The following is a 26,768-nucleotide window of genomic DNA, read 5'->3' on the forward strand; positions in this document are numbered from 1 at the left end:
ATTTACACAACTGCCCCATTGTATAGTGTATCGAGGGCTTCTGGCTCAACTCACGCTTTGTGACTCTCTGTAACAGATTTCCTACATGACGTGGCGTTGAAACACTAGAACAGCGGAAATCCCCCTATTTATGGCTAAAATAAGGCAGCTCTTTCAGTTAAATCGGGGGATTAATGCGCGAGACAAGCACATGGGGTTCATCGGAACAGCGATGGTGGAGTGAACGAGACCTTGGACAAACCCACCGACAGTGGCGGCATATCAGCCCTCACCGATACTTGGGTCCAAGCTATGTTTCACTGCTCAGATTGGATGGAAAGGGGCGTTCTTGACGGGAAAAATGGACGACAGAGCGCCTTGTACGGGTGAACAGCTGGTCGATCTATAAGGGTAATGCGCATAAAAAAAGGCGCGACCAAGCGCGCCTTTTTTAACATTTTAGATACTTTAGTTCGCTTGGCGACGTAGAAATGCTGGAACCTCGACCTGTTCGTCTTGAGGGTCCATCTCATCATAATCGGTGCTGAACTGGGGTTCTTCGTTCAAAGCGGGTGCACTGCGGTGCTGGGCCATGAAAGAGGGCTGTTCAGCGGCTGCTGGTGCGCCTGTCATGCGTGAAATTAGCCCACCCAAAACGCCTTTTTTTTCCGGAGCCATTTGTTGACGCAAATCCGCATCGCTGACGCGGGGTTCTGCGGCGGGTCTGGCCTCGGTTTTGGGCTGCTTTTGAACAGCAGCATTTAGGCGCGCCATTGTTTCTAGGCTGGGTGTTGCAACATTTTCCTCAACAGGGGCATAGTCCTGTGCGATAGGGGCTGGCTCTGCGGGAGCTTGATATGCTGGCGCAGGTAGGCCATCCTCTTGCAGCGGGTCTTCGATCACGGCGTGAGGCTGTGCTTCGAATTCCGGCATATCAAAGCTAGATTGCGCCACTGTGTCGTGAAACTGCGGCGGCAGTTCTGCCTCCATCGTGGGGCGTGGTTGCTGTGCTACAGGCGCAGAGGGTGCAGGTGCCGCGGCGGCAGGGGCCGGTGCTGGCTCTTCTACCTTCAGCTCTTCTACCTTTAAGGGTAGAGGTGATTTTAGGGTACGGCGCGGTACGGGAACCTCGTCTACACGTTCGACGGCATCGATGCCAGTAGCCACAACAGAGACGCGCATATTGCCATCCAGCGTATCGTCCAGCGCAGAACCAACCAAGATATTGGCATTTGGGTCTACCTTGTCGCGGATACGGTTTGCAGCCTCATCAACTTCGAACAATGTTAGATCATCACCACCGGTGATGTTGATCAGCACGCCGCGCGCACCATCAAGAGAGATTTCATCCAACAGCGGGTTGTTGATCGCCTGTTCAGCAGCTTGGATAGCGCGGTCTTCGCCTGCGGCTTCGCCGGTACCCATCATAGCTTTGCCCATCTCGTCCATGACAACGCGAATGTCGGCAAAATCCAGATTAATGATACCTGGGCGAACCATCAAATCGGTCACGCCTTTAACGCCTTGGTACAACACGTCATCCGCAAGACTAAAGGCCTCGGTGAACGTAGTCTTCTCGTTGGCGATGCGGAATAGGTTTTGGTTAGGGATGATGATCAGCGTATCCACAACCTTTTGCAGGGCCTCGACCCCATCATCGGCTTGGCGTGCGCGTTTGGCACCCTCGAACTGGAACGGCTTGGTTACAACGCCTACGGTTAGAATGCCCAACTCGCGTGCGGCCTGTGCGATGATCGGCGCAGCACCAGTACCTGTGCCACCACCCATACCAGCGGTAATAAAGCACATGTGGCTACCCGCCAGATGGTCAACGATCGTTTCAATGCTTTCTTCGGCGGCAATGGCGCCAACCTGTGGGCGCGCACCAGCACCCAGACCTTCGGTGGATTTTTCACCCAACTGAATCTTCACAGGGGCCTTAGAAAGCTGCAGCGCCTGCGCATCTGTGTTGGCCACCAAAAAATCGACACCTGCTAGGTTTTTGTCGATCATGTTGTTTACTGCGTTACATCCTGCGCCGCCTACACCGAATACGGTGATTTTTGGACACAAATCTGCCACTTCTGGCATTTGGAGATTCAGAGTCATGGGTCTGTCCGCCTGTTTCTATCTGCTGCTCTATCGCTTTTTGCGACTTATTATCCACCCAGTGTAGCAAACCGATTCGCGCTCGTCACGGAAAATCGTATCATTTACGGGGTTTAGAGTGATTTATTTTGACACTGGCGGATTTTGGCTGATCTGGCCTGCACGCGCCCTATGAAACGAATTGTGCGCGGTGCTTTTTACAGTACCCAACCAAGGCCTCGCGAAACACGCGTTGCTTTTGCGATTTCCACGCATCTGGATGGCCAACCACCCAGATGTCTAGATATTTCTGCGGCGGCAACACAGGCACCTGTACCAAGCCCTGAGTTGAACGGCCTAAAAACAATGGCAGACGCGCTACGCCAGTACCTGCGCGGGCCGCGCCTATAATAGCCACCATATCATTCAAACGCAGTCGAACCTGATTGTTTGGATAATAGGGGTGAATACCAACTGGCACATTAGGGTATTCGTCATAGACAATCCAATCCACCATCTCCTTGGGATTCCGCGCGATCCGGTGCGCCAACTGCGGGCTGGCAAAGCCAGCATTTTCTTGGCGCAACAGACGCAGACCTTTTAGGGTATCACCGGGGTTGTTGCTGATGCGGATGGCCAAATCAGCCTCTAGACGTGTCAGATCAAGCAATTCATTGGTTGCTAGAACCCGCAATTCAATCTGGGGATACTGGTTGATAAAACCATCTATTACTGGTGCCAGAAAATTGGCGATCAGAAGTTGAGGCGCGGTGATTGTCAATGGGCCAGAAAGTGCGGCATCTGCGCCTTGAATCTTGCGCCGCATACTGTGTTCAATTTCTTCCATTTCACCGGCATCTTTGGCGATTTTCAGTGCGGCATCGGTGGGACTGTAACCTTCGGGTAGCCGCTCGAACAATAAAACCCCCAGTATATCCTCTGCGCGTTTGATGCGGCGCGCGACAGTTGTGTAGTTCACTCCCAATGCAGCCCCTGCACCAGCAAGCGACTGGTGCCGCACCAGCATCATTACGGTTTTCAGATCATCCCACGACACATCCATCCATGCATTTTTGCACATGATCAATGCAAATGCACGCGTTTATGCACCCAAAAATCCACTTTATACCGGCTGTGCAATTGAAAGGAACCTGCAATGATTTATGCCTATGCCAATCTCACTATCACCAACCCAGAGGCCCTTAAACAGTATCAAGAGGTCTCGGTACCCGCCCTTGCGAAACACGGAGGTCTGATTGTGTCCGCAACGCGCGAGTTTACAGTGTTGGACGGCGATCCAGATATCCCTGTGGTGGCCGCATTGCTGTCCTTCCCGAACAAGCAATCAGCCGAAAACTGGGCTACGGATGAAGCCTTGTCAGATGTTCACGCCCTGCGCCGCAGTGCCGGCGCATCAAATATAATTCTACTGGGTTGATAGATAAAAAACCTTCGCGTTTTGCGCGAAGGTTTGAATTTACTTAGGGTGCCTTCGATCCCGCGGGCCGTTTGCCCTCGGCCAGATCAAGAGCAATGCTGTCACCCAAATCGCAATTTCTAGCAGAAATGTCCAATGCGCCATAAAAGACAGAATAAAATGGCTATGTGTGGGCTGCACGGTTACCAGCTGGTATAGTGTTCCAACCCATGGCCAGAGCCACATGATACCGCCCGCGATGGAATCCAGCAAGATATGCAGGAAAACACCGCACATAAATAACAAGCCAAGACGCAACACTTTGCGTGAAATCATCGCAAGTGTTGGCACCCCTATGATGCCGACCATCACCCAAAACCAAGGAGCATGCACCCAATAACGGTGGTGGTGAAATGCGCGTTCATCAACCCAGTAGAACCAAGCCAAGTCAAAGTCTGGGAAAATCGCTCCCAGCACTACCACCCCCATCGCAAGGCTCGCATTCGCACCGAGCACTCGCCCCAGAACATACCCCGATGGTAAATGTGCAGTGATCATGCTCGCCTTACTCTTAGTACAAGGGCTAAGTTACCAGTTTTCTTTTACCCATTGCAGGGCACGTTTCATTGGCTTGGCACCAAGGCGTTGTGCCGGCAGATCGAAATCCCAGCATTCGTCTTGGGGGTGGGCCGCATAGAGCGAGAGCCCAACGGGGGCCGCGTAATCTGGCCCTGTGGCCGCCTGTGGCAGGCCATGCACACGTAGCGGGCGGCCAAGGCGCACTTGTTGGCCCAGAATTCGGCTGGCCAGCCCTTCCATTCCGGGGATTTGGCTACCACCACCTGTGAGCACAATGCGCTGACTGGGCAGGGTATCAAACCGTGCCGCCTGTAATTTATGGTGCACTTCCTCTAGGATTTCTTCGACCCGCGGGCGTATAATGCCGATGATCTCGGATCGGGTGAATTGGCGTCTATCATGATCCCAATCCCCGGTTTTACCATCTACATCGATCATATCGCGGTCATCCATAGAGGTAGCCATAACCCCGCCATGGATGGTTTTGATCCGCTCGGCGGTGGCCTTGGGCACCTGTAATCCCAGAGACAAATCCGAGGTCACGTGATCACCGCCAATACGCACGCTGTCACCATAGATCATATGTTTACGCAAGAAGACCGATACAGAGGTAGACCCCCCGCCAATGTCAATACAGGCCGCGCCCAATTCTTGCTCGTCCTCGACCAGTGCCGAGATGGCGCTAGCATAGGCCGAAGAGACCACCCCTGCCAGTTCCAGATCACACCGCTTGACGCAGACCATCAGGTTCTGCAACACGCGGGTATCGATTGTCAGCAGGTGCATATCCACCGATAGCAAATGGCCGATTTGACCACGCGGGTCGGTTAGGCTGGGGTTTTGGTCCAGCGCGAAATTCACAGGCATCGCGTGGATTGCCTCGCGGCCCTCGCCGAAATAGGGCGTATCACAAGAGGCCAGAACCTTGCCAATATCCAAATCCGTAACGGTACCGGTTTCCACCTCTACCTGCCCTGCCAGACCATAGGATTGCGGCCGCGCGCCAGAGAAGCTGGCGATCACATGATCCACACGTACATTCGCCATTTTCTGCGCACCCTGAACAGCGGTGCGCACCGCACGTTCGGTCTCTTCCATGGTGGCGATCTCGCCCAGCTTCACCCCGCGTGACTGTGTTTTGGCAACCCCGATTACCCGGAATGAGCCATGATTGGCCACCGCGCCCATGCCCTCGGCGGCATTCATTTGCACCGATGGGTCGAACTGCAGGATCATACAAACGATTTTCGAAGTTCCTACATCTAAAACCGCAACAACACCGCGTTGTAGGGCGGCGCGGCGTTTTAGGCGCATGGCACGTTGGGCTTCATAGAGGCTGGTCATATCATTCAACTTTCATCATTCGGGTATCGCACTGGCGCGAAACAGCTCTGTGGCCACATCACTTAGGCGTAAAATAGGGCGTTCAGAGTTGCGCATATCCACCAGACGCACATCTCGGTTCAAAATTTTCTGTGCACCATGCAGGGCAATTACCCGCTCTAATGCAGCCACGGCGTTTTGCTCGGGTAATTGAATAATCTGCCCCTTGTCCATCATCACATCCCAGCGCCGCGCACCCATTCGGCGCAATCCGCGGACGCGGGGTAATATTGGCTTGGCCGCATCAAAAAGGGCCAGCGCCTCGGGGATATTTTCTTCGGCTTCTAGCCCCGCGATCAACGGTAAATCCCGTCGATCAAGGCGCGAGGTAATGATGCCTGTGCGCACACCATCCGCATCTAGCAGATCCAACTCGCGGCCCTTGCGCAACATGATAACAGGAATGCGTTCGGTAATTTTCACCTCTAGCAGGTTGCTTGAATGGGAATAAAGCTCTGCACGATAAACCCCGTCTAGCTGTTCGATCTTGTCCTGTAGCAGCTCAAGGTTCACCTGAAACGAGCTGATCGGGAATTTCAGCCCCAAAGCGTTGCGAATATCTTGTGCCAAATCTTCGGACGCACCAGATATCTTCATCAACTCGATTTGAAATTCGGGACGAGTTTGAATATTTTCTCGGGCATCTGCAAGACTGGTCGCCACGCGATTGCGCAGCTCATCATTGCTTAGCGCCAATAACGCCACGCCCAGAATTGCAACCATAGGCACGCCGGTACAAACCAACCCGCGCACCATTGGTGTAAGCCACAGACGCTGCATTTTATATTTCGCGCGGCTGGGGGCCGGGTCGACCTTAGGGGGTAATTTCTGCGGGGCAGCTTGGCCAAACAAACGCTCGACCTTGGCCGCGGATACGGCCCCTAGTGGGGCCACATTGGGTTGTGCCTCTTTGCGCGCATGTAGGGTCTCCATCACGGATGGGCCTTCTAGGGGGGGCTGACTGCGATCTATCGGTTGCATGATGCATCCTCGACCAACCAGCGAACCAGTGCACCGAAATTCATTCCCGCCACATCCGCCTGTTCTGGCGAAAGCGAGGTTGGAGTCATGCCCGGCTGAGTATTGGTTTCCAGCAGGATCAGCCCATCGAGGCCACGGGTTTCATCCCAGCGGAAATCAGTACGCGATAGCCCCCGACAGCCCAGCGCATTATGTGCCCGCAAGGCGTAATCTTCGCAGGCCTGATAAATTTCTTCAGGGATATCGGCTGGCACCACATGGGATGAACCGCCATTGGCGTATTTGGCATTAAAATCATACCAGCCATCGGTGATAATATCAGTAACCCCCAAAGCACGGTTGCCCAGCACAGATGTGGTTAGCTCGCGTCCAGGAATAAACTGCTCTACCATCACCGTATCGGGCATATCAGCCGAAATTTCTGCCAAGGGCGCATCGCCTTCGTTCACGATATACACCCCAACAGAAGAGCCTTCGTTATAGGGCTTCACCACATAGGGCGCGGGCATGGGGTGGTGATCCAGAACCTTGGATTTATCTATCAGGATGCTGTTGGCGACGGGCAAATCAGCGCCGCGATATGCGGATTTGGTGCGCTCTTTGTCCATAGCAAGGCTTGATGCAAAAATTCCCGAGTGAGTATAGGGTATTTGCAACCATTCCAGCAGGCCCTGCACGGCGCCATCCTCGCCCCAGCGACCATGAAGCGCGTTAAACACCACATCTGGGGTGGACGACAGAATATCAAACGCAAGGCTTTCGCCTGCGTCAATTTCCGTGACCACGTAACCCTCGCCGCGCAATGCAGATGCGACTTCGCGCCCTGTGCTTAGCGAAACGTCTCGTTCCGCCGAAGGACCACCCATCAACACTGTTACACGGATAATTGCCTTGCTCGACATGCCCGCCTCTGATCCCTACCCTTTTGGGCTTGGGTTTTATTATTTTAGGGGTTCTCCGACCCGCATTATCTCCCACTGTAACGTGATGCCTGCGGTGTTGAAAACCTTTTTTCGCACCATCTCGCCTAAATTTTCTAAATCTGCGGCAGTTGCGCCACCCGCATTGATCATAAAATTGGAATGCATCTCGCTCATTTGCGCACCACCAAGCGTGGCACCGCGCATGCCCGCATCGTCGATCACCTTCCATGCCTTTAGATCATGCACATCGTCATCGCGCCCAGTGGACGAAAATCCGGCCGGATTACGAAAGGTGGATCCGCAGGATCTGTCTTTGGTGGGTTGCGTTTTCTCGCGTTTGTCCAACGCATCGGCCATTTTGGCCTCAATACCAGCAGGGTCGCCCGCCGTACCGCATAGGGTAACATCAGTGATCACCATGCCCTCTGGGATTTGCGTAGAGCGGTATTCAAAATGCATGTCATCGCGCCCTAGGGTTACCCTATGCCCATCGCGGGTGATGGCGGTGGCGGATTCAAAAACATCGGCCAAATAGGTACCATAACACCCTGCGTTCATCTTGGCCGCCCCGCCAATGGCACCAGGAATGGTGCGTAGAAACGCCAGGTCAATCCCCGCTGTTGCCGCGCGGCGCGCTACATGTGCATCCAGCGCCCCGGCCCCCGCCCGCACGCGGTTACCCTCCAGCAACTCGATGCCATTAAACCCGCGCCCAAGGCGGATAACAACACCCCGAATACCGCCATCGCGGATGATCAGGTTTGAACATACGCCAATGGGTAATACGGGTATATTATGCGGTAATGCCGCCAAAAACGCCGCCAGATCATCTGCATCCGCAGGCTGGAACAAATACTGCGCAGGGCCGCCGACGCGCAACCACGACAGATCGGCCATGGGGCGGTCGGGGGTTAGCGTGCCGCGGATTTCAATTTCGTCTATACGAACCATCGCACTGTGTTCCTGTGTAGATCTGTTATGTCGCCCCTAAGGGGCCTTAGGTATTTTCCCACCATCGCCCTATTTCCCCTTGGTGCGAATGGGCGGGCCAGTATAAGGGCGCCCTGTTAGTTTGCTCCAGAAAAACTTGGTCAGGAAATAAACGGGCCAGCGCAAGACAGAACCAGCCCCCAATAGGGCCGCCAACATCCAAACCAAGCCATAGCTATATCCGATTAGCGGAATTAGGATCAGCGCCGTGGGGATCAGCACATAGAGTGCAAAAAATCGATGGTAGCGCGTGGATGTCATAGCCACGATCGCCGATGTCACAATCCATATGCCGACAATCAGCGCGGTGTAATTCATGACTTTATCGCCCGCTCAAGGGCATTGGCCCATGCAGAAATCGTACCAGCACCAAGGCAGACCAGCAGATCACCAGGCTTGCACTCGCGTTTGAAAAATTCGTGGAAATCCGCCTCATTGGCCACTGCCAAGGCGGCGCGGTGCCCATGGGTCGTAAGCCCCGCCACCAAATCATCGCGCTCGGCCCCTTTTATCGGGTCTTCGCCTGCGGCATAGACATCAGAAATACCCACAATATCCGCATCATTAAAACAGCTACAGAAATCAGAAAACAGGCTTTCTAGGCGCGAATAGCGATGCGGCTGGTGCACCGCAATCACCCGCCCTGTGGTTGCTTGGCGCGCGGCACTGAGCACCGCCTCGATTTCCACAGGGTGGTGGGCGTAGTCGTCTATCACCGTGACACCATCGATCACCCCCACCTTGGTAAAGCGGCGGTTAACGCCCTTGAATGTACCAAGGGCCTTGCGAATTTCATCGCCCTTCATCCCCAGATGCCGCGCCACCGCCACCGCGGCCAGCGCGTTGGATACATTGTGATCGCCAGGCATGGGCAACACAACATTGTCGATGCGTAGATCTTCGTCGCGCAGGGCAATATCAAACAGGGCCGATCCGTTTTCATAGCGCAGGTTTTCCGCCGCCACATCGGCCTGTGGGTTGAACCCGTATGTTTTCACGCGGCGGTCATTGATCCGCCCAACCAGGTTTTGCACCTCGCCATGATCCGTATTGCAAATGGCCAACCCATAGAACGGGATGTTACAGACAAATTGGTAAAAGGCATCCCGCAGGTTATCAAAGGTGCCATAGTGTTCCATATGCTCGGGATCGATATTGGTAACCACGGCAATGGTGGCGGGTAATTTATTGAATGTGCCGTCGCTTTCATCCGCCTCGACCACCATCCACTCACCCGCGCCCATACGGGCATTGGAGCCATAGGCATGGATGATGCCACCATTAATCACGGTGGGGTCAATGCCGCCGCCATCCAGCAGGGTGGCAACCATTGTGGTGGTGGTGGTTTTGCCGTGTGTTCCCGCAATGGCCACGTTGGATTTCAGACGCATCAGCTCTGCCAGCATCTCTGCGCGGCGCACAACAGGCAGGCCCCGAGCGCGGGCCGCATCTAGCTCTGGGTTGCCCGGCTTGATAGCAGATGAGATCACAACCACCGCCGCGTCGTGGATATTTTCGGCCCGTTGCGGGTATGAAATTTGCGCGCCCATCCCTGCCAATCGTTCGGTAATTTTAGAGGCGCGCAGATCTGACCCAGAAATGGAATAGCCGTGGTTTATCAGCACCTCGGCAATGCCAGACATGCCAATACCACCGATCCCGACGAAATGAATAGTGCCAAGCTGAGTCGGAAGTTTGGTTGCTGCGTTCACGGGGTCATCCTTGTTCTATTGAGGCCTCTACCAGTGCGGCCAATTCCTCGGCGGCCTGTGGTTTTCCCTGAGATAGGGCGGCCAGTGCCATTTGAGAAGCACCTTTTTCATTTTCCAGCACCATTTTGATGCTCTCGGCCAATTTTTGCGCGCTTAGCTGGGATTCAGGCATTAGAATTGCGGCATTTGCATCCACCAGACCACGGGCGTTAGCGCTTTGGTGATCTGCGGTTGCGGCAGCAAAGGGGATCAGAATTGAGGGGCGTCCGATTACAGATATATCCGCCACCGACGATGCACCAGAGCGCGAGATCACCAATTGCGCCTCGGCCATCAGGTCAGGGATATCTGTGAAAAATTCCTGCACATCGGCGTTAACCCCCGCATTTGCAAAGAGCGATTGTACCTCTGCTAGATCAGCGGCGCGCGCTTGGCACGATACCCGCAGGTTTTGGCGCATGGTATCTGTTAGGAGCGCCACCGCCTGTGCGGCCGTGGTGGACACAATACTAGACCCTTGGGAGCCACCGATTATCAGCAGGTTCATCGGCCAATCACCCGGGGGGATATACCCCGCCGCCGCTTTGGCCAGCACCGCCGCGCGCACAGGATTGCCCACATGCATCCCCCCCACATCCGCAGGCAATGTGGTTGGCCATGTACCGCAAGCCACCGCATCAACGCGTGTCGCGAACAATTTGTTCACCCGCCCCAGTATGCCGTTCTGTTCGTGTATGATACGTGGCACCTTGCACAGCCCCGCGGCAATCATTGCAGGCAAGGCAGGATAACCGCCAAACCCCACAACCACCTCTGGGCGATCCACGCGCATAGAGCGCCATGCCCCAAGAACACCACGCAGAATTTGAAAGGGTGTTAGCAATTTTGCCTTGAGGCCACCGCGCGCAAATGTAGATGCATTTACAATCTCGATCTGCACCGCATCAGGGAAACCGGCCGTATAGCGCGCACCGCGCGGGTCGGTGGACAGTTTGACCCGCCAGCCGCGCTTTAACATTTCTTCGGCCAAGGATTGGGCTGGGAACATATGCCCCCCAGTTCCGCCAGCGGCGATGGTTAGTAATTTATCACTCATGTGCCAATTTATCTCGATTTAAAATATCACTGATATCGCCCTGTGCACGGGTACGTGTAAATGCCAGTAGCATGCCCAAGGCAATCCCACCCGCAACAAGAGATGACCCACCATAACTAACAAACGGTAGGGTCATGCCCTTGGCTGGTAACAAGCGTACCGCAACACCCATATTAATCATGGCCTGCATACCAAACAGCACCGCAAGGCCTGTGCCCGCAAGGCGAATGAAAATATCGCGTTCAGACATCAGGCGCATTAGCGATCGAACCGTTACGGCCATAAACAACCCAATGATGATCAGCACCAGAACCAGCCCGTATTCCTCGGCCGCAACCGCAATAATGAAGTCCGTATGCGCATCAGGCAGAGACCATTTTACCGAGCCTTCGCCAACGCCAACGCCAAAAAAACCACCCTCTTGGATCGCATTTGTGGCATAGCCCAGCTGCGTGCGTGGATCAACATCAGGGTTTAAGAACCCATCAATACGGCGGGCGAAATGTTCGGATGAATTATAGGCAAAGAACCCCGCCGCCACCACACAGCCACCGAGCGCGAACAGCAACAACATCGGTGCACCGGCAATGAAATACATCAACCCCCATGCGGCAAGTGTAAGAGAGGCCTGACCAAAATCAGGCTGTAGTGCCAGCAAGGTGACCACCGCCAAACACACGACAAAGGACATGCGTTTCCCAGGGGGGCCGCCGACTTCGTAACTGGCGGCCATAAGCCATGCCGAAAACACCACAAAGCAGGGCTTTAGAAATTCTGATGGTTGCACAGATGCAAAGCCTAATGAATACCAGCGCACTGCACCCTTGCCAAAATCAGTCCCCAAAAACGGCAACATGCAAATCGCAACAAACCCCGCCAAGAAGCCCAAAACGCCCAAACGGCGCACAGTGCGGGGTGACATCATAGAGGTGATGATCATGGCAATCAGCGCCACCACCCCAAAGAACAGCTGTTTATACACATAATAAAACGGCGCCAAACCATTGCGCTGTGCCAAGGGAACCGACGCTGCAAGCCCAAGCAGGATACCAATAAAAAACAAGGCAATTACAAATGTAAGGGTCCACCGATCAATCGTACGCCACCAACGCGGAAGGATAGGTTCCCCCGGTTGAGCCGCGACTGTTCCAAATACCATATCAGTCATGGAAATATCCGCCTGTCTACTGCTGTGCCGCCTCGTTTTCGGGTTCGGCTTATTATTATTTTGTCCAACTATGGCATATTCGTTTTGGTTTTTCTAGTCACTGAGATGCGGGATTATATTACCCTGCACCCTCGGCCAAAAATGGCGCAACCGCAGCGACAAAGGCATCGCCGCGCAACTCGAAGTTTTTATATTGATCAAAGCTGGCACAGGCAGGTGCCAACAGAACCACATCCCCTACATCCGCATCCTCTATGGCCTGTTGTACCGCCGCCTCGATGGTGCCTGAAATTTGGTGTGGGGTATCGGGCAATTGTTTGGCAAACTCCTCTGCCGCCGCGCCGATCAGATAGGCCGATTTCACATCCCCCAGCACGGGGGCCAGATCTGCTATGCCGCCCTCTTTGGGTTGGCCCCCGATAATCAGGCGGATGTTTTTAAACGCGCCGATCGATTTTGCCGCTGCATCCACATTGGTGGCCTTGCTGTCATTCACAAAGGTAATCCCGCGCGCAGCCCCCAAAACTTGACAGCGGTGCGGCAACCCAGGGAAGCTGTGCAATGCGCTCTCGATCACCTTGGGTGACAGGCCAAGGGATCGGCAGACGGCATAGGCCGCACAGGCGTTTTGGTGATTATGTGCCCCCGGTAGGCCCTGAATGTCACGCAGGTCAATCGAGGCCATTTGCCGATCTTTGCGCCATTCGGCCAAGAACCCCTTGCGCGCAAATACAGACCAGCCGGCGCCGCGCAGTTTTTGCGTGGTAGAAATTGCAATCACCGGATCGCCAGAAACCACCTCTTGGCGCATTTCATTAGCTAGGGCGCGACCCTCTATTTCATCCACGCCGATAATCGCACGCTCTGGGCCACCCTCGATAAACAGACGCCGCTTGGCAGCATAGTAACCGCCCATACCGCCATGGCGATCCAGATGATCCGGCGACAGGTTCATGAACACCCCAATATCCGGGGTCAAAGACCGCGCGACATCAGTTTGATAGGAAGACAGCTCCATCACCACCACCTCGCCATCTGTGGCGGGGTTCAAATCTAATACACCGCGGCCAATATTGCCGCCCATTTGCACAGGCTTGCCCGCCGCGCGTAGAATATGTGTGATCAGCGCAGTCGTGGTTGATTTACCATTTGATCCAGTGACGCAGACCACCTGTGGCTGATTGTCAAACATATCCCAGTCGCGTGTGGCATAAGAGCGGAAAAACAAGCCAATGTCATTATCCACCACCACATTCATTGCCCATGCCTTGGCCACGATAGGGTGTGGTCGCGGGTACAGGTGTGGGATACCGGGCGAAAGGATCAGCGATACCACATCGACCCATGGTCTGTCTTTCGACAGGTCTTGCACATCCAGCCCCAAATCATGTGCGGCCGCGCGGGCGGGCTCATTATCATCCCAGACCACGGGCGATGCGCCCCCCGCCTGCAACGCGAGAGCCGCCGAAAGGCCAGAACGCCCCAGCCCCAAAACCGCGACCCGTTTGTCCTTATATCCGCGAACAGGGATCATTAGCGCAACTTCAATGTAGCGAGACCAATCAAGGCCAAGATCAAAGCAATAATCCAAAAGCGGATAACGATCTGGCTTTCGTGCCAGCCCTTTTTCTCGAAATGGTGGTGAATAGGCGCCATCAAAAACACCCGCTTGCCGGTTTTCTTGAAATAGAGCACCTGAATGATCACAGAGAGGGCCTCGACCACGAACAGGCCACCAACAATCGCCAGCACCAATTCATGCTTGGTAGAGACCGCAATCGCACCCAGCGCCCCCCCCAATGCCAAAGACCCCGTATCACCCATAAACACCGCGGCAGGGGGTGCATTATACCACAAGAACCCAAGCCCCGCACCGATTAGCGCCGAGGTAAAGACCAACAACTCACCCGTGCCATCCACATAGTGCACATCCAAATACTGGGTAAAATCCGTACGCCCAACCACATAAGCAATCACCCCAAGTGTGCCCCCCGCAATGATCACCGGCATAATTGCCAGCCCATCTAGACCATCCGTCAGGTTCACCGCGTTGGCCGAACCCACAATCACAATGACCGCAAAGGGCAGGTAGACATAGGAGAGGTTAATCAACGTATCCTTGAACACCGGCAGGGCCAGATGGTATTTTAAATCTGGAGTATGCAATGAGGATGCGAAATAGGCCGCTATCAGCGAAATCACCAGCCCAAGACCAAGGCGCGCCTTGGAGGAGAACCCCTTAACGCTATGCTGGGTGACCTTCATGTAATCATCGATAAATCCGATCGCCCCAAAGCCCACCGTAACCAGAAGAACAATCCAAACAAAGCCATTATCCACCCGCGCCCATAACAGCGTGGATAGCAACAGCGTGCCCAAGATCAACACGCCGCCCATGGTGGGGGTACCTGCTTTGGCGATGATATGGCTTTCTGGGCCATCTTCGCGAATAGGTTGGCCCTTTTTTTGCATTTTGCGCAGACGACGTATAAGCGGCGCCCCAAACATAAAGCTAAGGATCAGGGCCGTAAACAGCGCCCCACCGGCCCGAAAGGTGATATAGCGGAACAGGTTGAAAATATCCCCGCCATCGGAAAGTTCGCTGAGAAAGTAGAGCATATTCGATCCTTTGCTTATGCCGCGCCTAATTTTTGGATCGCGCTGACCACCGTGGACACACGGGTATAGTTTGATCCCTTAACCATAATAACGTCGCCCGCTGATAACAGGTTTTCGATCCGGTGCACCAGCTCATCTGCCTGCGCCACCCATACCCCGCGCTTTGCCGCTGGTAGCGCGGCATGTAGGGATTGCATCATCGGCCCAACCAGATGGAATTGATCCACCTGTGCCACGCTGGGCAGGGCTGCTAGCTCCGCATGCAAGGCCAATTCATCCGCGCCCAGCTCGCCCATTTCTCCAAGAATGGCGATACGCCGCCCCTTGGCATGCGCGCTGGCCAATACATCCAGTGCCGCCCCCATGGATTTGGGGTTGGCGTTATAGCTCTCGTCTATCAATTCACAGGATGCACCCGCGCCCAGATCGATGATATGGCGCGCACCGCGCCCTGCGGGGGCTGTCCAGTTTGCAAGGGCTGTAATGGTTTTTTCTAGGTCTGCACCAATGGCCCCTGCGGCGGCCAAAACGGCCAAGCCATTGGTTGCGAAATGGGCACCAGCCGCCTGAATTTCAAATTGTGTCTTTTGGCCCATAACTTCCACAGCACAGCGGGTTATGCTGCCCGCGGTCTGAATATCCAACGCGCGGAATTCACAGGTTGCGCCTTGACCGAAGGTCACCAATAAATGGCTGTCGCCAAGATCGCGGCGCACTACATCAAATGTTTCAATGTCACCATTTACAATTGCAGTACCTGTTGGCTTTAAGCCTTCGAATATTTCCGCCTTGGCTTGGGCTATTTCGGAAATATCATTAAAGGCCTCCATGTGCACGGGCGCCACGGTGGTGATAATCGCCACATCTAATTGTGCCATTCTTGACAGGGGGCGAATTTCACCCGCGTGGTTCATGCCAATTTCTATCACTGCGAAATCTGCATTCTGGGGCATGCGCGCCAATGTCAGTGGCACGCCCCAATGATTGTTAAAGCTACGATCTGCCGCATGCACCACGCCCTGCGTTGCAAGGGCTGTGCGGAGCATTTCTTTGGTGCTGGTTTTGCCCACAGACCCTGTAACGCCAATCACCTGCGCTTGTGTGCGTGCCCGCGCGAATCGCGCCATATCCTCAAGACCTGCCAAAACGTCATTGACCAGCAAAAGGGGTGCATCCACAGGCAGCCCCGCTGGAATATGCGAAACCAATGCCGCCGCCGCCCCCTTGGCCAATGCATCGGCCACGAAATCATGGCCATCGCGCTGGTCGGTTAAGGCAACGAACATATCCCCCGCTTGGATAGAGCGCGTATCAATAGACAGCCCCGTCGCCTCCCAGTCACAGGGGGTGGTACCGCCGGTTGCGCTGATCGCATCTTTTGATGTCCACAAGCTCATGCGCCCAATCCGTCAAGTGCTGCAACGGCAACGCTGGCCTGTTCTGCGTCGTTAAATTCAAAAATATCGTCACCAACAATCTGGCCTGTCTCGTGTCCCTTGCCCGCGATTAACAGCGCATCCCCGGGCTGTAGCGCATCAACGCCAGCCAATATCGCCTGTGCCCGATCGCCAATTTCCGTGGCCTCAGGACAGCCCTGCAATACCGCCCAGCGGATTTTCTCGGGGTCTTCGCTGCGCGGATTATCATCCGTTACAAACACCACATCGGCGTTTTGCGCCGCCGCCAATCCCATTTTTGGGCGTTTGTCTGTATCACGATCACCGCCCGCGCCGATGATCACCAACAGGCGCCCCAAAACATGAGGACGCATGGCACGTAGCGCCGTTTCCACCGCATCGGGCGTATGGGCGTAATCGACAAAAACCGTGGCGCCATTTTGGCGTGTCGCCGCCAATTGCATGCGCCCCTGTACGGTTTTTAATTCCGGCAGTGTCTGGAATACTTCCCTTGCCTGTGCGCCAGACCCGATGGCCAGTGCCGCCGCTTGTAGAACATTCATCGCCTGAAATCCGCCGATCAACTCTAGGCGCATACTATGCACCACATCACGCCACGAAAACCGCAGATCTTGGCCCGTACTATCAAAGCGCGCATTCAATAGCGTTAAATCGCAATTCTCATGTCCCACGGTAATCACATCTTGGCCACGCGACAGCGCGATATCGCGCATATCCACCCCGCGCGGGTCGTCCATATTCAGAACTGCCGTGCCCTCAGGGGGCAGAACCCGCCCAAACAGGCCAGATTTGGCTGCGAAATATTCCTCGAAGGTTTTGTGATAATCCAAATGATCTTGGGTAAAATTGGTGAATGCCGCGGCCGTTAGATAAACCCCATCAAGGCGGCGCTGCTCTAACCCGTGGCTAGAGGCCTCCATCGCGGCGTGGGTGACACCATCGCCCTGTAGCCCATGCAAAAGCCTGTGTAGCGTCACCGGCTCTGGCGTGGTGTGGGACATCGGGGCTGATACCGCGCCCTCGACACCTGCAGTGCCAAAATTAACCGCGCTTTTGCCCAATAGTTCCCATATTTGTCGGGTGAAACTAGCCACAGATGTTTTACCATTGGTGCCGGTTACGGCCGTAATGGTCGCCGGTTGCGCCGCAAAAAACCGTGCAGCTGCAAGCGCCAGCGCACGGCGCGGATCCTCCACCACCACAACAGGCACATCGATCTGTGCAATCTCGCGACGCGCGATTTCCCAACCCGCGGGATCGGTTAAAACTGCCCCCGCCCCCATGCGCAGAGCAAATTTTACAAACTCACCACCATGCATATCTACACCTGCAAGGGCTACGAATAAATCATTCTCGGCGGTTTGGCGGCTGTCAACGGAAATACCAGATATGGTCACATCCTGCAGGGCGCCCTGATTTGGCGCAAGCCCCAGTGCAGACAGGGTTTTTGGGTCAGGGTTCGCGGACATCGGCGCCTCTATTGGTTGCTGGTCTGCGTGTAGGTGATTGGCTGTTTAGGTGCAAGTGGACGCAGACCCAAAATCGGGGCAACCCTGGCAATGATTTCTGCGGCCACGGGCACGGCTGTCCAACCTGCGGTGCGCCGATCCTCGCCCACCGCATTTATCTCTGGCTCGTCCAGCGCCACCACAAGGGTGTATTTGGGATTGCTGGCAGGGAAGACAGAGGCGAATGTGGCGATCACCTTTTTCTTATCATAGCCGCCTTGTGCGTTGGGTTTTTCGGCGGTGCCAGTTTTACCAGCCACCTCGTACCCAGGAACTTCGCCCATTGTGGCGGTGCCGTTTTCGTCGTTTACCACACGGCGCAGCATATTGACCAGTTGCTGAGAGGTGCGCTCACTCATCACGCGCGCGCCCTTTGCCTCAGTGACATCAAGGCGCTGTAGCGTGGGTTTCACCGCATAGCCACCGTTGGCCATGCTGGCATAGGCCGTGGCTAGATGTAGAGGTGTGGCCGATAGGCCGTGCCCATAAGAAATAGTGATGGTTGAAATATCCGACCAACGCTTGGGCAAAAGAGGTTTGGTTTGCGATGCTTCGATCAGCTCTACTGGTACTTCCTCGAAAAAACCAAGTGATTTCAACATGTCTTTCTGTGCCGAAGTGCCTGCCGCCAGCGCCATGCGCGCGGTGCCGACATTGGATGATTTCATAATCACATCCTGTACTGACAATTCAGGCCCATAGTTTTTATAATCGCGGATCGGGAATTTGCCCCATTTCATCGGGCTTTTGGTTTCGATCATGGTGTTTGGATTGGCCAGACCTTTTTCCAGCGATGTGGCCACAGTGAAGATTTTGAACGTTGAGCCCAGCTCATAAACCCCTTGGGCGGCGCGATTGAACAGCGGGCTGTCAGATGCATCGCCTGTTGTGGCGGGGCGCGGGCGTTCATTTGGATCAAAATCAGGCAGGGAAACCATCGATAAGATTTCACCAGTGTGCACATCCATCAGGATCGCGGCAGCACCCTTTGCATTCATATAGATCATGCCATCCTCCAGCACCTCTCTGGTGGCAGATTGCGCGCTTAGATCCAGAGACAACTGTAGCGGAGACCCTTCAAGTGCAGGATCGCGCAACATATCATCGAAGTATTTCTCGACGCCTGCCACACCCAGTACCTCGGCGGCACGCACTCCCTCCTCGCCAAATCGGGTGCCGCCCAAAATATGTGCAGCCAGTTTACCATTGGGATACAGGCGCATTTCGCGGTTCCCAAACAACAGGCCCGGTTCGCCTAAATCATGCACCAATTGACGTTGTTCGGGGCTGATGCGCTTTTTTAACCAAATGAACTTGCGCTTGCCGGATGTGAAATCCCGTGTCAGGCGATCCAGATCCAGATCGGGGAAAATTTCCACCAAATCTTTGGCCGCCTTGACACCATCGACCATCAACGGCGGCTGTGCATAAAGCGCCTGTGTCGTTAAATTGGTGGCCAGTACATTGCCGTTGCGGTCGGTGATGTCCGCACGCTGGTTGATGATTTTTGAGGTCGACGCAAAATAGGCGGTCTCGGCAGGGGCAGAATTGGCCAACATGCCCATTTTAGCCCCAATCGCACCAAAGCCGACCACAAAGGCCAAACCTAGGATCAATAGGCGGTTCTCGGCGCGCAGGCGGTGCTTGACCGCGATGGCTTGGTTGCGCTTGGCACGGGCGCGGGCCTCAATCATATCTGGGTTCTCACCCTGTTCGCGGGTATGAATAACCTGTGCTAAGGGGCGAAGGGGTTCGCGTCTCATGGGAAATCTTTCCCCTCTTCGGCCACGGGGGTGACCGATTTAACCGACACTGGTAAATTGGGAATGCCCAGCGCTGCGGGCGGCAGGGGAATATCCTCTAGCTCTGCAAAATGCTGGGCGGCCAAAGGCACAAGGCCCAAGCTATCGAAATTCATTTCCACCAAATCGCGCAAACGATCTGGGCGATTTAAATAGGCCCATTCCGCGTTTAACACCGAAAGTGCCTCGCGTTCTTGGGCGATCTGTTGGTGCAGATTGTCCACGCGACGCGAGCTGGCCTGTGTGGTGTAATTTTCGGTATAGGCCCAATAGGCCACGAAAACCACCAAGCCTAAACAGCTAAGATACAGAAAAACACGCATTACGAAATCCTTCCTAAATCAAATTTTGGTAAACCAATTTTGCTGGTGTCAAAATCACCTGCTGGCGTATCCAGTCGGCGCGCCATGCGCAGCTTTGCGCTACGGGCACGCGGATTATGGTCCAGCTCATCTTTGCTTGGGCCGATGGCCTTGCGCCCCATTAATTGGAAACGCGGCGCATCATGTGTGACCTCTGGTTGATAACGGTTGCCCTTGGGCAAATTACCACTGCGCGCCTGCAAGAACCGCTTTACGATACGATCTTCGATAGAGTGAAAGGTCACCACAGCCAGAACACCACCGGGGGCTAGAACGGCCTCGGCGGCACGCAGGCCCGCCACCAATTGGCCTAGCTCGTCATTGACCGCAATACGCAATGCCTGAAAGGTACGCGTCGCCACGTGGGCCTGATTGGGCTTGGCTCGCGGCAAGGAATTTTCAAGTACCTCGACCAACTGAAAGGTGGTTTCGATGGGGGCAAGGGCACGAGCCTTTACGATATTGCGGGCAATGCGACGCGAGGCTCGATCTTCACCGTACAAGTATATCAAATCCGCCAGATCACCCTCGTCTGCGGAATTTACAATATCAGCAGCACTCATCCCCGCCTGCGCCATGCGCATATCAAGAGGCCCATCCTTCATGAAAGAAAACCCGCGCGCGGCCTGATCTATCTGCATCGAGGACACCCCGATATCCAAGACCACACCATCCAGCAGCGCAGCGCCGGCATCACGTGCCAGTTCATCCAGCCGCCCAAATGTACCATGAATAAGATGTAGGTGGTTTTCGTATTCACCGGCCCATTTTTCTGCTCGCACAAAAACCTCAGGGTCACGATCAATGGCATATACATCAGATGCGCCCGCATCCAACAACGCACGCGTATAACCACCAGCACCGAATGTGCCATCCAGCCAACGGCCAGAAATAGGGGCGGCGTTTTCCAAAATAGGCGCCAGCAATACAGGTATATGGGGCGCAGAGGGTGCAATTATCTGGGCCATTGCCATCCCCTAGCCTATCGGCGCTTCATCAAGAAGCGCCAATGGATCAAAATCATCATCATAGTCATCCAGCCACGCATCAGATGCGGCGATAGATTGCTCATAGGTTTCGGGTTTCCAAATTTGGAAGGTATCAACAGAGGCAATGAACAGGGCCTCGCCTTTTAAATCTAGTTTATCTTTTAGCTTGGGCGGTAAAACAATGCGCCCGGTTTCATCAACGCTCATTTGCAAGGATTGCCCAGAGAACATGCGCTCCAACATTCGGCGTTCGCGCCCGCCACGTTTCATGGCGGCAATGCGCGCATCGACCTCTTCCATAGATGTCATTGTGTAGCCTTCGATGAACTGGCGGCGGTGATCGCCATATACCAAGACCATCTCGGCGGCCAGGCCCTCGGTCCAATCGGGATCACCCGATTGCAAAACACGTCGAAAGGCGGCGGGAATAGATACCCGACCCTTGGCGTCCACTTTTTGGACGAACTCACCTCTGAACCTACGTGCCACTTGGGCGACCTCTTTTGTTGCGGGGAGACCCCCTGTAAACGAAACGGCGGATCGAACTGCTGCCACTGCTCGATCCGCCGTCCTTGTCCCGAATGGGCCGTCTGGTTGATGGGGATACCACCCGAGGGTGTCTGCTCGTATCTCCTCCAGATCTTACTTTTTAGATGGGGGGTGCCTGTATGAAACCTGTTCAGGTGTCCTTGGATCTGCGCCCAATTGATACGCCCGTCCTCATCGTATAATCAGTTGTACATGGTACTGATTGGGAAACAAAGGAATTTTTTGGGATTTTATGGATTTCTTTGGAAAATTGACAAATTTCAGCCCCAAAAGCCGCTGATTTTGGCCATATTCTTGGAATTTGTAGCGGAACAGATAAATTGAACCACAAGATATAGTGGGTAAAATTCTTTGTATTTTCACCCATGATTTCCCACTAAAATAGCCACATTAGCCAGAACATTTTGAGAACAAAGTGAATTTTTTGGCTTTTCAATCCCAAAGCGTCGGGAATTGTTGATCAATTCCCCTAGCCCTACGCTGCCTTTTCCCATAGCGTAAAAAAAAACGTGGAAAACACATGCAACGTCGCACATTTTTAAAACGTCTCGGCTTGGGCACTGTTGGCTCGGCATTGGGCGCGCTGGGCTATGCCAGATATAAGCAGAGCTTTAATGGCTATTATACCGGTCCCGTGTCCGATCACTATGATGGGGTGCGGTTTTTCAACCCCAATGGGGTAGAGCCTGGAAATCTTTTGGATTTACTTAAATGGCAATTCAATACCCCGCGTGCCAAATGGCCAGAGACCTTCGATAGCCCCTACCCACAGGCCAAACCACCTGCCCAGAGCGATGCCATACGTGTAACCATGATCGGCCATGCCTCTATGCTGATACAGGTGGCGGGGGTTAATATCCTGTGCGATCCGGTCTATTCAGAACGGGTTAGCCCTGTGGGTTGGGCTGGCCCCAAGCGGCATAACCCCGTAGGTATTCAATTTGACGATTTACCGAATATCGATCTGATTCTGATTTCCCACAACCATTATGATCATCTGGATAATCTAACACTAGAAAAACTGGTAGCGCGGGATAATCCAAAGATCATCACCCCTTTGGGGAATGATACCATCATCCACCGCCGCACGCCCAGCGCCGATATCGCCGTTGGTGACTGGGGGGATATGATCGCGCATGCTGGGCTAAAAATTCATATCGAACCCTGTCATCATTGGTCGGCACGCGGGCGCAATGATCGGCGCATGGCGCTATGGGCTGCCTTTGTGATCGAGGCGGGGGGCCAGCGGATTTATCACATCGGTGACACCGGTTTCCACAGCGGCATTAACTACGGCGCCGCAGCGGAAAAATTCGGCGGGTTTGACTTGGCTATCCTACCCGTTGGGGCCTATGAGCCGCGCTGGTTTATGAAGGGCCAGCACCAGAACCCCGCCGAGGCTGTGCAGGGAATGATCCTATGTAACGCAGAATATGCAATTGGACATCATTGGGGCACATTTCAGCTGACCAACGAGGCAGTGGATGCCCCGCCCAAGGCACTTGGCGAGGCCCTAGCACGGGATACAATTCCTGCGGATCGTTTTGTGGCCATGGCGCCTGGCCAGGTTTGGATACGCTAGCCTGCTGTGCGCTGGGCCCGCCGCATACGCTGACCGGTCTGATAAATATGCGGATGGCCTATAAGCCGGATTTTGTTCAGGCCGAAGCCGTCAGCGACCATTCATCTAGGCGCATCGTTACCGATACGCTCTTGCAACCACCCGAACCTGCTGGGGATACAGCACCCCCGCCCTTGCGGGCACGCGGTTCCTACTTGGTTTTGCTCTCGGCGGGGCTTGCCATGCCGGTGATGTTACCATCCCCGCGGTGGGCTCTTACCCCACCGTTTCACCTTTTCCGTGCAGGCACGGTAGTTTGTTTTCTGTGGCGCTATCCCTTGAGTTACCTCAGGCGGGCATTACCCGCCGCCGTTGCTATAAAGAGTCCGGACTTTCCTCGGGCGGGTTACCCCGCACGCGGCCGCCCAGCCATCCGCCACGCTGATTTAGGCCGTGATGGGGCGCGCGTCAATCGCCTTGGCAGGATAATCGCGCGCAAGGGCCGCCATTACCGCGCAATCCTGTGCGCACAGCGGCCCACGAAGCATTGGCAAAAAACGCATTCGAAAGGCCGCCAAAACAGCATCGAAGGTGGCGCCCTCACATGTATAGCCAAATGTACGGGCATCGCGCAGGAACTGATCAGCGCTGCAGGCGCCAATTTGCAAGACATCTTTTGGCCAAATCGATAAGCCGCCCAGCGCCAAGCGTCGCCAATCAAATTTTGCACCGGGGTCAAATTTACGCGTAGGCGCCATATCCGAATGACCAATTACCCGATCCTCGGTGATGGCCGGATGGCGGGCCATGATCTGGCGCATCAACCGTTCCAGTGCCTGTATCTGTGCATTTGGGAAAGGAAGAGCGAGCGCTTCGGTCGTGGCATTGGCCAGCTCGATCCCGATGGAATGGGAATTCACATCCATCACATCCCCCCAACGCCCCGCGCCCGCATGCCATGCGCGCATTTCCTCATCAACCAATTGGTGCACAGCACCAGTTTCGGATATCACATAATGGGCAGAAACCTCGGCATTGGGATCGCATAGCCGATCAATAGCGGCATCGCAGGATTTCATCGCCGTGTAATGTAGAACCAGCAAATCAGGCCCGCGATCGTGTTTGCGCGGGCCAAAATTCGGTGATTTTTTCGTGGTGTTAATCCAGCTCATCCGGCTAGATTAACGATTGGGAACCCAAGCACAAGCAAAGCCATCCCCATCTCGGTCCAGCAACAGCGTATCCTTGCGTGGGCCGCCCGCATCCAAGAATGCAATTTGTGCAATCTCGGGGAGGCTATATTGGCCACAATGCCCGCCGTTTTTGTATTTGTTAGCGCTGCGCGCATATTTTGGTGTGCCAACCAAATGCGACTGGCTGCGCCCATAGGCCAGCAAATCGATGCCGCTATCGCGTTTTTGGATCGGGGTTGCCACGGCATTGGCCTCTGGAACCTTGTTTTGTGCGCGACGCTTGGTGCGCTTTTTCTCCTCGACCAATGGCTCCGCCACGGCCAATTCATTCAGCACCACCTTTTTCTGGGCAGGGTCTGTTTGATCGGCGTTGGCCCCATTGGCTACGGCATCTAGATATTCGGATCCATTGCTCAGATCATCAGGTACTGAACTAGGCTGGGCATTGCTGGATTCTGCGCGGGGTTGGGCCGCAGGCACGCTGGTGTATTCGGGCCTTTGCCCACCAGCATAGACCGTGGCGGGATCAGGATTGATGCTGTCGAAATAGCGCGAGCCGACCTCTTCGCTAGAACAACCTACCAATATACCAAGCATTGCCAAAAGCGGTGCATATCTTACCACCATTTTGCAGCCTTTCCTGTGAATTCAGCAGATTTTTCCAGAACCGATGCGATGTTCAGCATCTCGCCTTCTTCCCATGGGCGCCCAATCAACTGTAGCCCCAGTGGCAGCCCCTGAGCATCCAGCCCTGTTGGGACAGATACACCCGGCAGGCCCGCCAAATTCACAGTTACAGTAAATACATCGTTCAGATACATCTTGATCGGATCCGCATCTTTCATTTCCCCAAGACCAAAGGCCGCAGAGGGGGTCGCGGGTGTTAGGATCGCATCAACACCGCTGGCGTAGACATCATCGAAATCTTTCTTGATCAAGGTGCGCACGCGCTGGGCACGCCGGTAATACGCATCATAGAATCCAGCAGACAACACATAGGCCCCGATCATCACGCGGCGTTTGACCTCTGGGCCAAGGCCCTCGGCGCGGGTGCGGGCATACATATCGTCAATGCCCTCGCCCTTGGCCAATGTGGCGCGGTGGCCATAACGCACGCCATCATAACGGGCCAAATTGGAAGAGGCCTCTGCAGGGGCCAAAACATAATAGGCCGGCAGGGCATATTTTGTATGCGGCAAAGACACATCAACAATCTCGGCCCCCGCATCACGCAACATATCCGCGCCATCATTCCACAGCTTTTCAATCTCGGCAGGTGTACCATCAAGGCGATATTCGCGTGGTATGCCGATTTTCTTGCCCTTGATATCCCCGGTCAGAGCGGCCTCGAAATTCGGCACATCGAAATTAGCGCTGGTGCTATCCTTGGCATCGTGGCCAGAAATCGCGTTTAAGAAAATGGCGCCGTCGCGCACCGATTTGGTCATCGGGCCAGCCTGATCAAGGGACGATGCAAAGGCCACTACACCCCAGCGCGAGACCCGTCCATAGGTGGGCTTCACCCCAACAGTACCAGTAAAGGCCGCAGGCTGGCGAATTGAGCCACCGGTATCCGTACCCGTGGCCGCAAGGCATAGATCACCCGCAACCGCCGCGGCCGATCCACCAGATGATCCACCCGCGGTCAACGGCGCATCAGAACCCTTGCGCCGCCAAGGGTTGACAGCCGCACCATACACGGATGTTTCGTTAGACGAGCCCATGGCGAATTCATCCATGTTTAACTTGCCCAGCATCACAGCACCCGCATCCCACAGCTTGGTGGTTACGGTGCTTTCGTATTCGGGCTTAAACCCGCTTAAGATTTTAGAAGCCGCTTGGCTGGTTACGCCCTTGGTGCAGAACAAATCCTTAATGCCCAGCGGGATGCCACACATATCAGGTGCATCGCCCGATGCCAGACGCGCATCGGCAGCTGCTGCCTGTTCTAGGGCGATTTCTGGTGTTTTCGCACAATAAGCATTCAGCGCATCCCCCGCGGCCACCGCATCCACACAATCCTGTGTCAGCTCTACTGCGGTAATTTCCTTGGCGCGTAGTTTTTCGCGCGCCTCTGTAATGGTCAGTTTCGAAAGTTCAGACATTTTATTCCACCACCTTAGGCACAGCAAAAAATCCCTCGCGGGCCTCGGGTGCGTTTTTCAATATTTTTTCAGGCTGATTGCCGTCGGTCACAACATCAGCGCGACGGTACAAGGACATGGGGCTGACGGATGTCATGGGCTCTACGCCGTCTACATCGACCTCATTCAGCTGTTCCATAAATCCCAAAATTCCGGACAGTTCGGTTGCCAGCACATCCAGGTCTTCTTCGGGCACGGCAATACGTGCCAGATGGGCGGCGCGGCGGGCGGTTTCTTTATCAATCGACATTACAGGAGCCTTGCATTTAACATGATCCCCCATCTAGCGCGCCCTCGGCAGACGTGC

At 54.7% G+C, this 26,768-nt stretch carries 25 protein-coding genes and 1 other RNA gene; 2 read left to right on the forward strand and 24 right to left on the reverse strand.

The features are described from left to right. Positions 1–447: 447 nt before the first annotated feature. Both ftsZ and QQL62_RS05805 read right to left on the reverse strand, forming a co-directional pair. Positions 448–2,088, reverse strand: coding sequence for a cell division protein FtsZ (gene ftsZ, locus QQL62_RS05800; RefSeq protein WP_284376891.1), 1,641 nt, complete (start codon positions 2,086–2,088; stop codon positions 448–450). 169 nt (positions 2,089–2,257) lie between these two features. Then, a complete protein-coding gene (locus QQL62_RS05805) occupies positions 2,258–3,148 on the reverse strand; it encodes a LysR family transcriptional regulator (RefSeq protein ID WP_284376893.1) in 891 nt (296 codons plus the stop codon). A gap of 75 nt (positions 3,149–3,223) precedes the next feature. Here QQL62_RS05805 and QQL62_RS05810 point away from each other — a divergent pair, with 75 nt between their 5' ends. After that, a complete protein-coding gene (locus tag QQL62_RS05810) occupies positions 3,224–3,505 on the forward strand; it encodes a DUF1330 domain-containing protein (RefSeq protein ID WP_284376895.1) in 282 nt (93 codons plus the stop codon). A 39-nt stretch (positions 3,506–3,544) separates the two neighbouring features. On the opposite strand, the gene QQL62_RS05815 is transcribed toward QQL62_RS05810, so the two are convergent. The 17 genes from QQL62_RS05815 to mraZ all read right to left on the reverse strand — a co-directional run bounded on the left by QQL62_RS05815 (position 3,545) and on the right by mraZ (position 21,503). Further along, a complete protein-coding gene (locus QQL62_RS05815) occupies positions 3,545–4,042 on the reverse strand; it encodes a metal-dependent hydrolase (RefSeq protein ID WP_284376897.1) in 498 nt (165 codons plus the stop codon). Positions 4,043–4,072: 30 nt separating this feature from the next. Beyond that, positions 4,073–5,407: a cell division protein FtsA gene (ftsA, locus tag QQL62_RS05820; RefSeq protein WP_284376900.1), complete on the reverse strand. Its 1,335-nt coding sequence runs from the start codon at positions 5,405–5,407 to the stop codon at positions 4,073–4,075. Between the two features lie 15 nt (positions 5,408–5,422). Then, positions 5,423–6,427 (reverse strand): cell division protein FtsQ/DivIB, encoded by a 1,005-nt coding sequence (locus QQL62_RS05825; RefSeq protein WP_284376902.1) that lies wholly within the window; start codon positions 6,425–6,427, stop codon positions 5,423–5,425. Then, entirely contained in the window at positions 6,415–7,329 is a 915-nt protein-coding gene (locus QQL62_RS05830) for a D-alanine--D-alanine ligase (protein ID WP_284376904.1), read from the reverse strand. Before QQL62_RS05830 ends, QQL62_RS05825 begins: the two co-directional genes overlap by 13 nt. A 39-nt stretch (positions 7,330–7,368) precedes the next feature. After that, complete coding sequence (gene murB, locus QQL62_RS05835; protein WP_284376909.1) at positions 7,369–8,301, reverse strand: UDP-N-acetylmuramate dehydrogenase; 933 nt, start codon at positions 8,299–8,301, stop codon at positions 7,369–7,371. 69 nt (positions 8,302–8,370) lie between these two features. Beyond that, the gene (locus tag QQL62_RS05840) at positions 8,371–8,658 is read right to left on the reverse strand and encodes a DUF2484 family protein (protein ID WP_284376912.1); all 288 of its coding nucleotides are present in this window, start codon (positions 8,656–8,658) and stop codon (positions 8,371–8,373) included. Beyond that, positions 8,655–10,052, reverse strand: coding sequence for a UDP-N-acetylmuramate--L-alanine ligase (gene murC, locus QQL62_RS05845; RefSeq protein WP_284376916.1), 1,398 nt, complete (start codon positions 10,050–10,052; stop codon positions 8,655–8,657). The genes QQL62_RS05840 and murC overlap by 4 nt, the downstream gene beginning before the upstream one ends. Positions 10,053–10,056: 4 nt before the next feature. Further along, on the reverse strand, positions 10,057–11,148 hold the full coding sequence (locus QQL62_RS05850; RefSeq protein WP_284376919.1) for a UDP-N-acetylglucosamine--N-acetylmuramyl-(pentapeptide) pyrophosphoryl-undecaprenol N-acetylglucosamine transferase: 1,092 nt from the start codon (positions 11,146–11,148) through the stop codon (positions 10,057–10,059). Continuing rightward, entirely contained in the window at positions 11,141–12,316 is a 1,176-nt protein-coding gene (locus QQL62_RS05855; RefSeq protein ID WP_284376921.1) for a peptidoglycan glycosyltransferase FtsW, read from the reverse strand. Before QQL62_RS05855 ends, QQL62_RS05850 begins: the two co-directional genes overlap by 8 nt. Before the next feature lie 118 nt (positions 12,317–12,434). Continuing rightward, positions 12,435–13,850 (reverse strand): UDP-N-acetylmuramoyl-L-alanine--D-glutamate ligase, encoded by a 1,416-nt coding sequence (gene murD, locus QQL62_RS05860; RefSeq protein WP_284376923.1) that lies wholly within the window; start codon positions 13,848–13,850, stop codon positions 12,435–12,437. Then, positions 13,850–14,935 carry a phospho-N-acetylmuramoyl-pentapeptide-transferase gene (gene mraY, locus QQL62_RS05865; RefSeq protein ID WP_284376924.1) on the reverse strand — a complete coding sequence of 362 codons (1,086 nt, stop codon included), beginning with the start codon at positions 14,933–14,935 and terminating at the stop codon, positions 13,850–13,852. The genes murD and mraY overlap by 1 nt, the downstream gene beginning before the upstream one ends. 14 nt (positions 14,936–14,949) lie before the next feature. Next, entirely contained in the window at positions 14,950–16,332 is a 1,383-nt protein-coding gene (locus tag QQL62_RS05870; protein WP_284376925.1) for a UDP-N-acetylmuramoyl-tripeptide--D-alanyl-D-alanine ligase, read from the reverse strand. Then, the gene (locus tag QQL62_RS05875) at positions 16,329–17,822 is read right to left on the reverse strand and encodes a UDP-N-acetylmuramoyl-L-alanyl-D-glutamate--2,6-diaminopimelate ligase (protein ID WP_284376926.1); all 1,494 of its coding nucleotides are present in this window, start codon (positions 17,820–17,822) and stop codon (positions 16,329–16,331) included. The genes QQL62_RS05870 and QQL62_RS05875 overlap by 4 nt, the downstream gene beginning before the upstream one ends. A gap of 8 nt (positions 17,823–17,830) precedes the next feature. After that, entirely contained in the window at positions 17,831–19,624 is a 1,794-nt protein-coding gene (locus QQL62_RS05880) for a peptidoglycan D,D-transpeptidase FtsI family protein (RefSeq protein WP_284376927.1), read from the reverse strand. Then, the gene (gene ftsL / locus QQL62_RS05885; RefSeq protein ID WP_284376929.1) at positions 19,621–19,986 is read right to left on the reverse strand and encodes a cell division protein FtsL; all 366 of its coding nucleotides are present in this window, start codon (positions 19,984–19,986) and stop codon (positions 19,621–19,623) included. The genes QQL62_RS05880 and ftsL overlap by 4 nt, the downstream gene beginning before the upstream one ends. Beyond that, on the reverse strand, positions 19,986–20,999 hold the full coding sequence (gene rsmH, locus QQL62_RS05890) for a 16S rRNA (cytosine(1402)-N(4))-methyltransferase RsmH (RefSeq protein WP_431355746.1): 1,014 nt from the start codon (positions 20,997–20,999) through the stop codon (positions 19,986–19,988). Before rsmH ends, ftsL begins: the two co-directional genes overlap by 1 nt. 3 nt (positions 21,000–21,002) lie before the next feature. Further along, positions 21,003–21,503, reverse strand: coding sequence for a division/cell wall cluster transcriptional repressor MraZ (mraZ, locus tag QQL62_RS05895; RefSeq protein ID WP_284377195.1), 501 nt, complete (start codon positions 21,501–21,503; stop codon positions 21,003–21,005). Positions 21,504–22,083: 580 nt separating this feature from the next. Here mraZ and QQL62_RS05900 point away from each other — a divergent pair. Further along, positions 22,084–23,145 (forward strand): MBL fold metallo-hydrolase, encoded by a 1,062-nt coding sequence (locus QQL62_RS05900; RefSeq protein ID WP_284376933.1) that lies wholly within the window; start codon positions 22,084–22,086, stop codon positions 23,143–23,145. Positions 23,146–23,190: 45 nt separating this feature from the next. Here QQL62_RS05900 and rnpB read toward each other — a convergent pair. The 5 genes from rnpB to gatC form a co-directional block, all read right to left on the reverse strand. After that, positions 23,191–23,561, reverse strand: an RNA gene (gene rnpB, locus QQL62_RS05905) — RNase P RNA component class A. A gap of 9 nt (positions 23,562–23,570) precedes the next feature. After that, entirely contained in the window at positions 23,571–24,296 is a 726-nt protein-coding gene (locus tag QQL62_RS05910) for an N-acetylmuramoyl-L-alanine amidase (RefSeq protein WP_284376935.1), read from the reverse strand. 9 nt (positions 24,297–24,305) lie between these two features. After that, entirely contained in the window at positions 24,306–24,944 is a 639-nt protein-coding gene (locus QQL62_RS05915) for a hypothetical protein (protein ID WP_284376938.1), read from the reverse strand. Beyond that, on the reverse strand, positions 24,935–26,422 hold the full coding sequence (gene gatA, locus QQL62_RS05920) for an Asp-tRNA(Asn)/Glu-tRNA(Gln) amidotransferase subunit GatA (protein ID WP_284376940.1): 1,488 nt from the start codon (positions 26,420–26,422) through the stop codon (positions 24,935–24,937). The genes QQL62_RS05915 and gatA overlap by 10 nt, the downstream gene beginning before the upstream one ends. Before the next feature lies 1 nt (position 26,423). Beyond that, positions 26,424–26,711 carry an Asp-tRNA(Asn)/Glu-tRNA(Gln) amidotransferase subunit GatC gene (gene gatC, locus QQL62_RS05925; protein WP_284376942.1) on the reverse strand — a complete coding sequence of 96 codons (288 nt, stop codon included), beginning with the start codon at positions 26,709–26,711 and terminating at the stop codon, positions 26,424–26,426. Positions 26,712–26,768 lie beyond the last annotated feature (57 nt).

The sequence above is a fragment of the Amylibacter marinus genome, assembly GCF_030160015.1.
GTDB classification, from domain to species: domain Bacteria; phylum Pseudomonadota; class Alphaproteobacteria; order Rhodobacterales; family Rhodobacteraceae; genus Amylibacter; species Amylibacter marinus.